Origin of the sequence: Oscillibacter sp. 1-3, from assembly GCF_000403435.2 — a bacterium.
Taxonomy (GTDB): Bacteria; Bacillota; Clostridia; order Oscillospirales; family Oscillospiraceae; genus Oscillibacter.
This window is the reverse complement of record NZ_KE159707.1, coordinates 466,327-480,161: the sequence shown is the minus strand read 5'-3', so window position 1 is coordinate 480,161 and position 13,835 is coordinate 466,327. Positions and strand designations below refer to the sequence as shown.

Below are 13,835 nucleotides of genomic sequence, written 5' to 3'. Positions count from 1 at the left end.
CAAACGCAATAAAATCATGCAAAAGCAGTATACCACGGGAAAATCAGGATTGCAATTCCCCGGGCCTTTGTGTAAAATGAAATATACTATACAGCTGCGCTCAAAATGCCCGGGAAATGCCGCCGGGCGGCGGCTCCGCCTTCTCTGCCGCGGAGCCTGGAGGGCCGCTGTGGAAAAGAGGCGGTGCCGGATGAATCGAAAAAGCGAGCATGTGAAGAGCGGCGTCACGGTGTTTTTGACCGTGGGGGCCATCCTGCTCTTTTATGACACCCTGTTTGGCCGCCACTGGCTACTGAACGTCTGGCGGCAGCTGCTGACCGCCGTCCGGCCCATCCTCTACGGCGCCTTCATGGCCTATCTGCTGGCGCCTGTGGTGAATTTCTTTGAGGTCCGCCTCTTCCCCGACCAGGTGCGGAGGGCCCGGGAGAAGGGCCGCTTCACCGCCCCCGCCGCCCGGGCGGCCAGCCTGCTGCTGACATGGCTGCTGGTGTGCCTCGTGTTCTACATCCTGGCCTCGGTGCTGCTGCCGGAGCTCTACAAGAGCGTGCTCCAGCTGGTGAGCAACGTGGAGAACTACTACAACACCATCGCCGGCTGGGTGGAGACGCTGCTTGCCACCTATCCGGACATGGAAGACCTGGTGGTGAGTCAGCTGAACGGCTACTATCAGGACATCACCGGCTGGCTGAATGCCCACGACATTGCGGACTGGCTGCAAAAGGCCCTCTCCCAGGCCCAGACGGTGATGAGCTTGGCCGCCGGCAGCGTCGTGGGCCTGGTGAACTTTTTGAAAAATCTACTGGTGGGCGTCATCGTCTCCATCTACCTGCTCTCCGCCAAGGAATACTGCGCCGCCTTCGCCCGGAGGACGGCCTGCGGCCTGTTCTCCCGGAAAAACGCCGGCTGGGTGCTGCGGGGCGTCCACCGGGTGGACGTCATCTTCTCCGGCTTTGTCCGGGGCAAGCTGCTGGACTCCCTGATTATCGGTATTTTGTGCTTTATCAGCTGTTCCATCCTGAAATTTCCCTATACGCCCCTGGTATCTGTCATCGTGGGCATCACCAACATCATCCCCTTCTTCGGCCCCTTCCTGGGGGCCGTGCCCAGCGCCTTTTTGATTCTGCTGGTCTCCCCCATGAAGGCGCTGTACTTTCTGCTCTTCATCCTGGTGCTCCAGCAGCTGGACGGCAACGTTATCGGCCCCAAGATCCTGGGGGACACCACGGGGTTGTCAAGCCTTTGGGTCATCATCGCCATCTTAGTGGGCGGCAGCTTCTTCGGCCTGCCGGGGATGTTCTTCGGCGTGCCGGTGTGCGCGTGCCTGTACAGCCTCTTCACCTTCCTGGTGGACACGCGCCTGAAAAAGAAACGGCTTCCCCTGGAGGTGGACGCCTACGCCGGCGGTGTGCCCGGCTCCTCCGGGAAGGAAGCGTCCCCCGGGCCTCCGGCCCCGGTTGTGGAGGAGCTGGAGGGCGGGGCCCCTTGACGGCGGAACCGGCCCCGGCCGGAAGTATTTCCATTTTCCATAAAATGATTTGACTTTCCTGCGAGAAAATCGTGGGAAAAGGGGTTGCAATCCGGCGGCCTATCGTGTACAATACAGCCTTGCGGGGTCTCGTTAGAAAAATAACGACCCCGAAGGCTGTATTCTCTTGCGGCGGGGTTTTGCATAGAACGCCGCAGACGCGAAACAGCGCCGACAACTGAATAGAGCCGATCATATCTGAGGGGCGGACAGTATCCGCCCAACACTGACTCCCTTGGGAGCAGTGATGTAAAGGAGAAATCGACATGCGGAAGAAACTTCTCTCGCTCCTTCTTCTGGTCAGCCTCCTGAGCGCCGTACTCTGCGGATGCAAAGACGGCAGCACAGAGCAGCGGACAGCGGACGGACAGGAACCCACCATCGGCTCTACCGGCGAGACAGCCAACGAGATCACCGTTGGCATCGCCCAGGACCTGGACGACAGTCTTGACCCCCACAAAGCGGTGGCGGCAGGAACCAAGGAAGTCATGTTCAACGTATTTGAGGGCCTGATGAAGCCCACACCTGACGGAGATCTGATCCCCGCGGTCGCCGACCACTACGAGCTTTCCGAGGACAAGACCACGTACACCTTCACCCTGCGGCAGGGCGTACAGTTCCACAACGGCGAGCCGGTAGACACTGGGGATGTGGTATATTCCATCCAACGCTGCGCCGACGACTCGGAGGGAGAGCCTCTGGTCCCGGCGCTTTCTGCTGTCCGGAGCATCACGGCGGACGACTCTGCCGTGACCATCACCCTGGACCAGCCCAATACCGAATTCCTGTCCTATCTGACCCTGGCCATCCTGCCGGAGGGCTACGACCAGCAGGATACCGCCCCTGTGGGCACCGGCCCCTTCAAGTTTGTCTCCCGGGCCGCCCAGGACAACATTGTGCTGGAGCGGTTTGACGGCTACTGGGGCACCCCGGCGTATCTGGAGAAGGTGACCTTCAAAATTATGGAGAACACGGACGGCATCATCGTCAGCCTCCAGAGCGGGGCCGTGGATCTGTTCGCCCACCTCTCCAGCACCAACGCCGCCCAGCTGGAAAACGACTTCAACATCGAAGAGGGCACCATGAACCTGGTGCAGGCCCTGTACCTCAACAACGCCGAGAAGCCCTTTGACGACATCCGGGTCCGGCAGGCCCTGTGCTATGCCGTGGACAAGCAGGGCATTATCGACATCGCCTTCGCCGGGTACGGCCACCCCATCGGCTCCAGCATGTACCCCGCCTTCGGCAAGTATTTCGATGAAAGCCTCATCACCCGCTACACCCCGGATCTGGAGAAGGCCAAGGCTCTGCTGGCGGACGCCGGGTATCCCGACGGCTTCTCCATGACCATCACCGTGCCCTCCAACTACCAGCCACACATCGACACCGCCCAGGTGATTGTAAACCAGCTGGCCCAGATCGGCGTCACCGCCGAGATCCAGCTGGTGGAGTGGGGCACGTGGCTCTCCGATGTGTATGCGGGACGGCAGTTCCAGTCCACCGTAGTGGGCGTGGACGCCTCCAACATGACCGCCCGGGCTCTGCTGGAGCGGTTCTCCTCTACTGCCAGTAATAACTTTATCAATTATAACAATGCGGAGTATGACGCCCTCTTTGCCCAGGCCTTGGCGTCCTTTGACGATGCGGAGCAGACCGCCGTCTACAAGCAGATGCTGGAAAACCTGGCGGAGAACGCCGCCAACGTCTACATCCAGGACCTTGCGGACCTGGTGGCCGTCCGCAAGGGGCTCACCGGCCTGCAGTTCTATCCCATCTACGTGCTGGACCTCTCCACGGTCCGTTACGAGTGATCCTATGAATATCCGGCCATTTACAGGGCGGCCGGCAAGCCTGCTTAAAGTCTCCGGGCACACCGCATGGGAGGGCCTTTTTCCGCCGCTCTTCGTTAAGTCTTCTTGCCGGGCGGCGGCCCGCCTGCAAAAATTTTTCTTGATTGGCGGGAAGCCCCCCATCCGCCCGGCATGCCCGGAGATATTAAACAGGCTCCAGAGGGAGGCGAGACCATGAAGTACGCTGCCAAAAAAATTGCGGCCATGCTTCTCACCATGGTCATCGTCTCCCTTCTGGCGTTTACGGCCTTTTCTCTGATCTCCGGCGACGCGGCGGAGATCATCCTGGGCACCCAGGCCACGCCGGAGCGTCTGGCGGCTCTGCGGGCGGAGCTGGGGCTGGACAGGCCCCTGCCGGTGCGCTACATCTCCTGGCTCCTGGGCTTTTTCACCGGAGACCTGGGGATCTCCATCAAGTACAATCAGCCCGTGTGGGACCTGATCGCCCCCAAGGTGCTGGTGACGCTGTGCCTGAGCATTTTGTGCTTTTTCCTGATTACCATCGTCTCCATCCCCCTGGGGCTCTGCTCCGCCGCCAGGTCCGGCGGAGCGCTGGACGGCCTTGGCACTGTTTTCAACCAGCTGTGCATGGCGGTGCCCTCCTTCTTCACCGGCATCCTGCTGTCCTGGGGGTTTGGCATTGCGCTGAAGTGGTTCATGCCCGGCAGCTTTCCGGAGCTGGGATCGGATTTCTTCGGCGCGGTGAAGTACCTCTTCTTTGCCGCCATCGCCATTGCCATTCCCCGCGTGGCCATGACGGTGCGGATGCTCCGGGGAACCATTCTCACCGAGATGCGGAGGGACTACGTCCGCACCGCCATCTCCCGGGGGGCGGGATGGCGGCGGGTGCTGTACCGCCACGTGCTGAAAAACGCCCTGGCCCCGGTGGTCACGCTCCTGGCCCAGACCATGGCGGAGATCGTGGCTGCCGGCATTGTGGTGGAGCAGGTGTTCGTCATTCCCGGCCTGGGGAGAATGCTGGTGGCCTCCATCTCCAACCGGGACTACCCGGTGGTCCAGGCCATTGTGGTGATTCTGGCCTTCTGGGTGGTGCTGGCGGGCACGGCGGCGGACATTATCAACCAACGGATCGATCCGCGGCTGCGTCTGGGAGGTGACACATGAGACGGCGAAACGGTTATCTCACCGCCGGACTGATCCTGGCGGGACTGACGGCGGCGCTGATTCTCCTGGGCTTTTTCTGGACGCCCTGCGACCCCAACGCCATGAGCATGGACCGCTCCGGCCCCTCCCTGGCCCATCTGATGGGTACGGACAACTTCGGCCGGGATATTCTCAGCCGGGTGATGAAGGGCGCCGGGGCCACCGCCTCCATTGCCCTGGCCACCGTGGCCATCGGCGCCGTGTGCGGCACGGCGGTGGGGGCCCTCACCGGGTATTTCGGCGGCGTTGTGGACGAGATTTTGATGCGGGTCAACGACGCCCTCACCGCCTTCCCCAGCGTCCTGCTGGCCCTGGTGGTCATCAGCGTCCTGGGGCCGGGAAAGAAGCTCAACGTGATCCTGGCCCTGGGGCTGGTGTTCATCCCCGGCTTCGCCCGGATCACCCGGACGGCCTTCGCCGCCCTCCGGGACGTGAACTACGTCAAAAGCGCCCGGCTCATGGGCGCGGGCAGCGGGCGGATTCTGCTGGTACACATCCTGCCCAACGTCATGCATGTGCTGCTGCCGGCCCTGACCATTGGCTTCAACAACGCCGTGCTGGCGGAGGCCTCCATGAGCTACTTGGGCATCGGCGTCACGCCGCCGGACGCCTCTCTTGGCTATATGCTCTCCGAGGCCCAGGGGATGTTCGGCATCGCCCCTTGGTACGCCGCCGGCACAGGTCTTGTCATCATCCTGATGGTGTTCAGCGTCGGCCTCATTGGCGAGGGGCTGCAGCGCCGGAACGGGGAGGGATCGTGATGCTGGAAATTCGAGATCTGCATGTCAAGTTTCACAACCGGGACCGGGAGGCCGTGGCGGGGGTGTCCCTCACCATCCATGACGGCGAGATCCTGGGCCTTGTGGGGGAATCCGGCTCCGGCAAATCCGTCACCGCCATGAGCGTGGCGGGGCTGCTGCCCCGGAGCCGGTGCGATTACTCCGGCGAGATCCTGCTGGATGGACGGGAGCTGCTCCATATCCCCCGCTCGGAGCTGCGAAAGATCCAGGGCAGGGAGATCGGCGTGGTATTTCAGGAGCCGATGAGCGCCATGGACCCCCTGATGAAGATCGGCCCCCAGGTGGAGGAGGTCCTCTCCATCCACCAAAACCTCCCCCGGGCGGAGCGGAAGCGGCTGGCCCTGGAGGCCCTGGAGGCGGTGGAGCTGCCGGACCCGGAGGGGGTCTGCGGCAAGTACCCCCACCAGCTCTCCGGCGGGATGCTCCAGCGGGCCATGATCGCCGCGGCCATTGTCATCCGGCCAAAGCTGCTGCTTTTGGATGAGCCCACCACCGCCCTGGACGTAACCATCCAGGCCCAGATTCTGGAGCTGCTGAAAAAGCTGAACGCCGAGAGCGGCATCTCCATGCTGTTCATCTCCCACAACCTCAACGTGGTGCGCAAGCTCTGCGGCCATGTGGCGGTGATGCAGCGGGGCGTCCTGGTGGAGGAGGGGGAGACGGACGCCGTGTTCCACCATCCCCGGCACCCCTACACCCAGCGGCTGATTGCCGCCATCCCCACCCGGCAGAGAAGGGAGGAGACCCTATGAGCGGAGAAGCTGTCCTGTCTCTCCGGCACGTCACCAGCGGCTACCGGGAGGGCGGCGCCCTCCGGCGGGGGGCGTACCAGGAGGTGCTCCACGACGTGACCTTTGACGTGCGCCACGGCGAGATCCTGGGTCTTGTGGGGGAGTCCGGCACCGGCAAGTCCACCCTGGCCCGAACCATTCTGGGGATGGTCAAGCCGGACCAGGGAGAGGTAATCCACTACACCAGGCGTCCCCAGATGATCTTTCAGGACCCCTACAGCTCCCTGAACCCCGCCTACCCCGTCTCCTGGATTCTGGAGGAGCCCCTGCGGATCTTTGGAAAATACGGTCCGGAGGAGCGGAAGCGCCGGGTGCGGGAGATGCTGGAGCGGGTGGAGCTGCCGGCGGAGTGCCTGGCGGCAAAGCCCGGGGAGCTCTCCGGCGGGCAGCGGCAGCGGGTGTCCATCGCCGCGGCCCTGATTCAGCGGCCCCGGTTTCTCATTGCCGACGAGCCGGTGTCCGCCCTGGACGTGACCATTCAGGCCCAGATTCTGGAGCTGCTGAAAAATCTGCGGAACGAGCTGGATCTGAGCTACCTTTTCATCTCCCACGATCTGAATGTGGTCTATCAGCTCTGCGACCGGGTGCTGGTGATGAAGCGGGGGTGCATTGTGGAGCAGGGGACCGTGGCGGAGATTTTTGACAATCCCAAAGAGACGTACACACGGCAGCTGCTGGCCGCCGCCGAGTGAGGCCGGTCCGCCGAGTCCGGGGCCGGGCGGGGCGGCCCGGCCCGGCCATATCTCCGGTATCTTCCCCAAATTAATTCACAGTTTTCCAAGGCGGGGGCTTCGCCCAAGGCAATGAAAGTAGTTTAACAACATGAAAAAGTTTTTTCTCCGGCACAAAAAACTGCATATTTGGCTGCTGGCCTCTCTGATTGTCCTGCTGGCCCTCCGGCTGTGCCGGGGGAACCGGATCTGGATGAACGCCCTGGCGGAGCATGTCACCATCCCCCTGCGCCGGGGGCTGGGCGAGGTGTGCTACCGGGTGGATTTCTCCGTTATGGAGGCGATCTACGTCCTGGCCGCCCTGCTGGGACTGGGCTACCTGGTCTGGAGCGTCATTGCCGTCCTCCGGGCCAAAGGACGCCGGGGGCGGCGGGCCTACGGCGCGGCGCTGGGCGCCGTCTGTGCCTTTGTAACCGTCTACACCCTGTTCTTCTTCCTGTGGGGGCTCAGCTTCTGGACGGACAGCTTTCAGGACAAGTCCGGCATCTATGCCCAGCCCGTGGCCCCAGAGGACCTCAAATCCGTGACGGCATACTTTGCGGAGCAGACGGCCCTCTCGGCAGGCGCCGTCCCCCGGGACGAAAACGGCGTGTTTGCCGTGTCCTGGCAAAAGATCCTGGCGGACAGCCCGTATGTCTATGACGCGCTGGAGGAGGAGTTCCCCTTCCTGGCCTTCGAGGACAAGGGGGTGAAGCCCATGTTCTTCTCCCGGCTCATGAGCCGAATGGACTTCACCGGCTTCTACTGCGCCTACACCGGGGAGTCCAACGTGAACATCGACAGCCCCGCCTGCCTCCTGCCCTCCACGGCGGCCCACGAGCTGGCCCACCAGCGGGGCATTGCCTCGGAGCAGGAGTGCAACTTCCTGGCGGTGCTGGCCTCCACCACCAGCAAAAACCCCGCCTACGTCTACTCCGGCTGGCTGATGGGGTACATCTACCTGGGCAACGCCCTGTACTCCCTGGACCCGGACGCCTATTGGGCCCTCCGGGAGACGCTGCCAAAGACCGTCCGGGCGGACCTCCAGTACAACAACGCCTACTGGGCCCAGTTCCGGGACTCTGCTGTCAAACAGGTCTCCACCAAGGTCTACGACAGCATGCTCAAGTCCTACGGCGACGAGCGGGGCATACAGTCCTACGGCACCGTGGTGGATCTGCTGGTGGCGTATTACAAATAGTGTGAGCGGCCGAAACAGGCGGCATCTCCAAATGGTGACGGGGGAAATAATATGCGGCGCAGCGGTGAAATGGATCGATTGCTGAATGAAATGGCGGTGTACAAAACCGAGTTGGCCAGAGGCAGCGTCACAGGTCAATTTCGGCGAATCCAGGCCACTATTCAGAACATTCCGGATGTGAACATATCAAATTCCGAGGGATATACCTACCTGATGATCGCTGTGATGCAGCATAAGGCCGACGTTGTCAAGCTGCTGTTGGAGGCCGGCGCCGACCCCAACATCGGCCGCCGCGACGGCGTCCGTCCATTGGCGGCGGTATTCCTAAAAAGAACAGAGCAGCGTCAGGAGATCGTCCGGCTTCTGGTTGACCATGGCGCAGATCCCTCCTTAGGCGACCGGCCAGGGCAGACCGCTTTTGATTTCGCCGAAATCACACAGGCAGAGCCTCATCTCATCGAATTGTTAGAAGAGGCAAACCTCCGATTGCACGGAGTTCCCCGGGGATCCGGACAGGCAAATGCCTAGGCCTAGTCTGTCCCCCTGGCTGTCTGCCGGGGCCGCCCTCCCGCCCCTTTCCCCGGCCCGCTCCGCACGCCATGAAAATCACCCTCACCCGGAAGCTGCGGCTTCCGGGTGAGGGTGATTTTCTATCCCCAGTATGCGAACGCCCCGAAGTTTCCTCCGCGGCTCACCGCTTGAGGTACTCGTTGGGGTCCACCGGCGACCCGTCCTTGGTGACGGAGAAATGGAGGTGGGGGCCCTGGGCGGACTCCGCCGCCGCGGTGCGGCCCACCGCGCCGATGATCTGCCCGGCGGAGACGGTCTCCCCCTCCTCCACATTGGGCCGGGTCTGGAGGTTGGAGTAGGTGGTCTGGTAGCCGCCGTCGTGGTTGATGACCACCGTGGTGCCCATCAGGGGATCGTCGGTCACCAAGGATACGGTGCCGGAGCTGGCCGCCAGCACCGTGGTGCCCTGGACGGCGGAGATGTCGATGCCGTCATGGGTGCGCCAGTCCGCCAGGGTCTCGTTGTACACCAGCTGGTCCACGGAGAAGACCGTGACCACCTCCCCGTTCAGGGGCGATACGATCAGCCTGGGGGCCTCCACCACCACCGGGGTGTCGTCTACCGGGAGCTCCGGCATGGGAGGCGGGGCCGCCTGTTCCGGCGTCTCCTCCGACACATCCTCCGCCGGAGCGATGGTCTCCACCACGGCGGGAACCTCCGGTGCGGCGGGCTCCGCGGCGGCGGGGGTAATCAGGTCCGTCTGCCGGGGGGCGCTGTCCTCCGCGGGCTTGTCCCGGCCCGCGAACAGGGCGAAGCTTCCGCCCACGCCCACGGCCAGAACGCACAGGGCCAAAATTGCGTAAAACCAGGCGCTGCCAAAAATCGACTTCCATCTGTTCATTGCTTGTCCCTCCCTTAAATTGGTACAGGGAGAGTATGGACAGCTTTTTCGGGAGTTATACAATTTCTTCTGACGCAGCGCTCGGACGCGGGAGAGAATCACAGGAAAAACCATCCTAGTTCAAGATAAGTGTTGCTATAGGCCTAATGTCTCATTCCTTAGTCGATATGCACAAAGCAGAGGCGGCTCCACAAAACCAGGAGCCGCCTTTGCAGATTCAAAATCAAAGCTTAATATGTTTAATTGCATTGATTGTGCCATTAGGCCTTGTTTGAAAAAAGTCAAAAGGCCCAAACGGTGGATCTTTATCCGCCACTCTGCGTTAAATGTTCTTGCCGGGCGTCAGCCCGCCTGCAAAAATTTGCCTTGATTGGCGAAAACATCTCTCGCCGTTGGGCATTCCGCCTTTTTTCAAACAAGGCCTAATTATAGATAAGAAAAGGTCTATCCAAACAGCAGATGAAAAAGCGAGAATCCCAATTCGACTTTGTGCGTCCGGATAGATGCCATGAATAATTATTTATAGCAGCTTATCAACAATATCGTTTGGTTTACAAAAAAGCAAATCGAGATTTTTGGAGAGGTGCAAATGGATACTGGTCAAATTATAGTTGAAATCGTCTTTCTAACATTGGCTATTGGGATATTTGTTATCAGTTATCTTCAGTTTGGGGCAAGGGAGATACCTTTTCAACAACGCTTATTTCTGGGCCTCGCAAGAGGAACGCAAACATCTGAATAAGAATAGGGAAAGTAAACAGTCTCATTGCCGCCAGTCTGGTTTCGCATTTAGGGTTATTGGAATCAGCCTTTTGGTATTTACTATCTATATTGCTGCCGATTGGACATGGGTGTATGCTGCCTTTTGGGTATTTTTTATAATTTCTCTTATCTATGCGGTTGTATCGTCTATTTATTCTAAACGACATGGGTAATACAAATATGAACTTATAGTGGAGAATAAAAATTTATCAAAAGCATTTTCTATACATCGGGCACACAAAAGTGAATTGGGAGAAGCGGGAGGATACCTATGGATTACACAAATTGGATTCAAAAAATGTTGGCTGTGCGGAATGAAATGTGTACATTGGATTCAGAAAACCTCTATCGCTATTATCCGCCGAATAAATGTTGTTCGGCAGAGGACATTCTTCAAGTTGAACATCATTTGAATATTGGGCTGGACAAACAATATGCAGAATTTCTAAAATGCGCTGATGGATAGCGAGAGTTTTTTACCTCAGTCAGCTTGCTTGGAACCCATGAATTGATTTCAAGTCCAGATATGGAGATGGCAAAAGATTTGTTAAAAGTTGTCTATCCCTTAAATCCGCAGCTTGAATTTGCCGAGGAAGAACTTTTGCCGATCACTGTTGATGAGGTCGGCAGCTGTTTTTTTGCAATAACTCCTTCGGCCAACGGAGGAAGCGGGGCGGTCATTTGGTTTGCAGGTCAGGAAGCTGAAAGGAACGGCTTTGAATGACGATTCAGCAAAATTCGACCTGTGACCCCAATTTTGCCTTCCGGCTTAGTTGCCCCCTGCTGACCGGCGGCGATCCCTCAGATTGTTATTGCTTTTCCCGTCGAATCATGGTATAAAAAATTCAAGAAAACCCGAAATTTACAGACGGAGGACAAACCATGGAAAACAATGTGCGCCCCGCCGATATGCGGCGGATCAACACGCCGGAGCTGGCGGAGGCCTTTATCGCGGAGCAGGTGGAGCAGGTGCGGGTCCAGGTGGGGGACAAAAAAGTCCTGCTGGCCCTCAGCGGCGGCGTGGACTCCTCTGTGGTGGCCGCCCTGCTGATCAAGGCCATCGGCAAGCAGCTGGTGTGCGTCCACGTGAACCACGGACTCATGCGCAAGGGCGAGAGTGAGCAGGTCATCGAGGTGTTCAAAAACCAGCTGGACGCCAACTTGATCTATGTGGACGCCACGGACCGCTTTCTGGATTTGCTGGCCGGGGTGGACGAGCCGGAGCGCAAGCGTAAGATCATCGGCGGCGAGTTCATCAAGGTCTTTGACGAGGAGGCCCGCAAGCTGGAGGGCATCACCTTCCTGGCCCAGGGGACCATCTACCCCGACATTTTGGAGAGCGACGGCGTGAAAGCCCACCACAACGTGGGGGGCCTTCCGGAGGAGATGCAGTTCGAGCTGGTGGAGCCGGTGAAGCTCCTCTTCAAGGACGAGGTGCGCGTGGTGGGCAAGGCCCTGGGCCTGCCGGTTTCCATGGTGGAGCGCCAGCCCTTTCCCGGCCCCGGCCTGGGAGTGCGGTGTCTGGGGGCCATCACCCGGGACCGTCTGGCGGCCCTGCGGGAGTCCGATGCCGTTTTGCGGGAGGAGTTCGCCAAGGCGGGCCTTGCGGATCAGGTCTGGCAGTTTTTTACCGTGGTGCCGGATTTCCGCTCCACCGGCGTGCGGGACGGCAAACGGGCCTTTGACTGGCCGGTGATTATCCGTGCCGTCAACACCGTGGACGCCATGACCGCCACGGTGCCCCAGCTGCCCTGGGCGGTGCTGGAGAGCGTCACCAGCCGCGTTTTGGCGGAGGTGCCGGGGGTGTGCCGGGTGCTGTATGACCTGACGCCGAAGCCCATTGGGACCATCGAGTGGGAGTGAATCTGAAAACGGCGCAGATCCGTATGAATACAGCCCTTTTGACTGGCCGCTTTGCCGTGTGATTACTGGATTGATACGATTTGTGTCAGCCCGGTGCACAGGAGAGCGATTACGAAGAGGCAAGCCGCCCTGCTGAATGACAAATTTCAGCAGGGCGGCTTTTGGTTGACATGCGTTGTGCCTGGCAAGAAAAATCAACGCGGAGCAGCGGACTTTTTCTGCGGCGTTTCCTTTTCCTATGGACCCCACTCCCAGGTTTTCCCCCAGTTGCGGGAGATCAGCTGGCAGTATTCCGTCCCATCGCCGGCGCCCCGGCGGAGACTGATGGAAATCTCCTCTCCGGAATGGGAGATGGAAGACGCCTGCCACTCATCCGGATTGTCCAGCGGGGAGAAGACCGCCCGCTCCCAGTTCTCCCCGCCGTCCCGGGTGACAAACACCGGCGCGCCGTCGAACTGCTCGGTCCCCACTATGGCGTGGAGATCGTCAAAGAAGCCCGCCGCGCAGGGATACCGCCCCGCCTCCTCCAGCTTTGCCGCCTCCTGCCAGGTCCTGCCGCCGTCATGGGTGCGGTATACGTAGTTGTCGGCGTTGGCTCCCGCACCGTGGCTGATGGACACCACCATCCACCCGTCCTGGACGGAGACCATCTCCATAAAAAGATGCTCTGGCTCCACTTTCTCCCAGGTCTCCGCCTCGTTCCGCCCGGCCAAATCCTGCCCCGCCCACTCCCGGGGCGCGGGCACGGCGGGACCCAGAACGGTCCAGGGCCCCTCCGGCTCACCCTCCGGCGCAATGTCCCGGCAGGCGGGGGCTCCGTCAATCAGGGTATACCGCTTCCCCGCCCAGGCCTCCAGGGGGATCAGATTTTCGGGGAGGTACAGCGTCAGCGCGTCCTCCGTCAGACGAAGATACCCCTCGATATACGTCTTCGGCCCGGGCTCATTGATGACCGCCCAGCCCCCTGCCAGGATGCTCACCGGAAGGCCCTCCTCCCCCCAGCACTTCAGGTCCCCGGCGGGCAGGGCCGGGAAGGGGAGACATTCTGCCAGCAGGGACATCATCTCCGTCTGGTACACGGCACCGTCCCGCAGGAATGCGCAGGTGACAAACTGTCCGCCGTGGTAATTCCAGACCAGCTCCCTCACCCCGTCGCCGTCCACGTCCTTTTCCAGTACATCGTTGGAGCAGTCCATCAGCAGGCGGGGCACGCCGGTTTCGTCAAGGACATAGTAGTCATAGGCGGTGTAGGCCGCGCCCCGGGGAGCCGCAATGCGAAAGCCGCTTTGTCCCAGCACGTTGGAGAAGGCCGACACTCCATAGCCGTGCGCATACCCGCTGGTCTCCGCGGCAAACCGCAGCAGCTTGTCCCCCTGGTGAACGGCCCAGTACTTCTCATACCGGTAATCCGGGTCGGTCAAATGGTCCAGGTGCCAGTAGCACACCACGCGGGCGCCGCCGGGCAGCGTCTCGCCGCACAGGACCTCCCCCATGGTCTCCGGCCCGGCGACATCCGGCTCCATGGACCGCCAAGGCTCATAGGGCTCCAGCTCCGCCAGCGGGATCGTGAGGGCATCCACGTATTCCACGGCGGCAATCTCCGCCGGGACGCTGTCCGGCGGCGGACCCTCCGGCGTCTTCGGCGGGGCGGCGCACCCGGCCAGCAGGAAAGCGCAGCAGATCAGGCTCCAAAACCGTTCCATAGAAAATCCCCCTTTTTCCGTCATTATACACGGAAAAAGGGGGATTTTCTTTACA

At 60.6% G+C, this 13,835-nt stretch carries 14 protein-coding genes; 12 read left to right on the top strand and 2 right to left on the bottom strand.

The window, feature by feature from the left end:
* The first annotated feature begins 190 nt into the window (after positions 1–190).
* The 8 genes from C816_RS08820 to C816_RS21750 all read left to right on the top strand — a co-directional run bounded on the left by C816_RS08820 (position 191) and on the right by C816_RS21750 (position 8,569).
* Entirely contained in the window at positions 191–1,486 is a 1,296-nt protein-coding gene (locus C816_RS08820) for an AI-2E family transporter (protein WP_040655141.1), read from the top strand.
* 305 nt (positions 1,487–1,791) lie between these two features.
* On the top strand, positions 1,792–3,336 hold the full coding sequence (locus tag C816_RS08815; RefSeq protein WP_016322044.1) for an ABC transporter substrate-binding protein: 1,545 nt from the start codon (positions 1,792–1,794) through the stop codon (positions 3,334–3,336).
* A gap of 213 nt (positions 3,337–3,549) precedes the next feature.
* Positions 3,550–4,500, top strand: a complete 951-nt coding sequence (locus C816_RS08810) for an ABC transporter permease (protein WP_016322043.1) — start codon at positions 3,550–3,552, stop codon at positions 4,498–4,500.
* Entirely contained in the window at positions 4,497–5,300 is an 804-nt protein-coding gene (locus C816_RS08805) for an ABC transporter permease (protein WP_016322042.1), read from the top strand. The genes C816_RS08810 and C816_RS08805 overlap by 4 nt, the downstream gene beginning before the upstream one ends.
* Positions 5,300–6,091: an ABC transporter ATP-binding protein gene (locus tag C816_RS08800; protein ID WP_016322041.1), complete on the top strand. Its 792-nt coding sequence runs from the start codon at positions 5,300–5,302 to the stop codon at positions 6,089–6,091. Before C816_RS08805 ends, C816_RS08800 begins: the two co-directional genes overlap by 1 nt.
* Positions 6,088–6,822, top strand: a complete 735-nt coding sequence (locus C816_RS08795; protein ID WP_016322040.1) for an ABC transporter ATP-binding protein — start codon at positions 6,088–6,090, stop codon at positions 6,820–6,822. Before C816_RS08800 ends, C816_RS08795 begins: the two co-directional genes overlap by 4 nt.
* A gap of 130 nt (positions 6,823–6,952) precedes the next feature.
* A complete protein-coding gene (locus C816_RS08790; protein ID WP_016322039.1) occupies positions 6,953–8,041 on the top strand; it encodes a DUF3810 domain-containing protein in 1,089 nt (362 codons plus the stop codon).
* Positions 8,042–8,092: 51 nt separating this feature from the next.
* Positions 8,093–8,569, top strand: a complete 477-nt coding sequence (locus tag C816_RS21750; protein WP_016322038.1) for an ankyrin repeat domain-containing protein — start codon at positions 8,093–8,095, stop codon at positions 8,567–8,569.
* Between the two features lie 163 nt (positions 8,570–8,732).
* Here the strand turns inward: C816_RS21750 and C816_RS08780 are convergent, their stop codons facing one another.
* Positions 8,733–9,452 (bottom strand): M23 family metallopeptidase, encoded by a 720-nt coding sequence (locus C816_RS08780; protein WP_016322037.1) that lies wholly within the window; start codon positions 9,450–9,452, stop codon positions 8,733–8,735.
* A 638-nt stretch (positions 9,453–10,090) separates the two neighbouring features.
* On the opposite strand from C816_RS08780, the gene C816_RS25590 reads away from it, so the two are divergent.
* From C816_RS25590 to guaA, 4 genes are all read left to right on the top strand, one after another.
* Entirely contained in the window at positions 10,091–10,387 is a 297-nt protein-coding gene (locus C816_RS25590; RefSeq protein ID WP_081646303.1) for a DUF3784 domain-containing protein, read from the top strand.
* A 98-nt stretch (positions 10,388–10,485) separates the two neighbouring features.
* Positions 10,486–10,680 carry an SMI1/KNR4 family protein gene (locus tag C816_RS23615; RefSeq protein WP_016322036.1) on the top strand — a complete coding sequence of 65 codons (195 nt, stop codon included), beginning with the start codon at positions 10,486–10,488 and terminating at the stop codon, positions 10,678–10,680.
* 24 nt (positions 10,681–10,704) lie between these two features.
* Positions 10,705–10,938 (top strand): hypothetical protein, encoded by a 234-nt coding sequence (locus tag C816_RS23610; protein WP_207636910.1) that lies wholly within the window; start codon positions 10,705–10,707, stop codon positions 10,936–10,938.
* Between the two features lie 185 nt (positions 10,939–11,123).
* The gene (guaA, locus tag C816_RS08775) at positions 11,124–12,077 is read left to right on the top strand and encodes a glutamine-hydrolyzing GMP synthase (protein WP_371254368.1); all 954 of its coding nucleotides are present in this window, start codon (positions 11,124–11,126) and stop codon (positions 12,075–12,077) included.
* A 236-nt stretch (positions 12,078–12,313) separates the two neighbouring features.
* Here guaA and C816_RS08770 read toward each other — a convergent pair whose 3' ends face one another.
* Complete coding sequence (locus C816_RS08770) at positions 12,314–13,780, bottom strand: WD40/YVTN/BNR-like repeat-containing protein (protein WP_016322034.1); 1,467 nt, start codon at positions 13,778–13,780, stop codon at positions 12,314–12,316.
* Between the last annotated feature and the right edge of the window lie 55 nt (positions 13,781–13,835).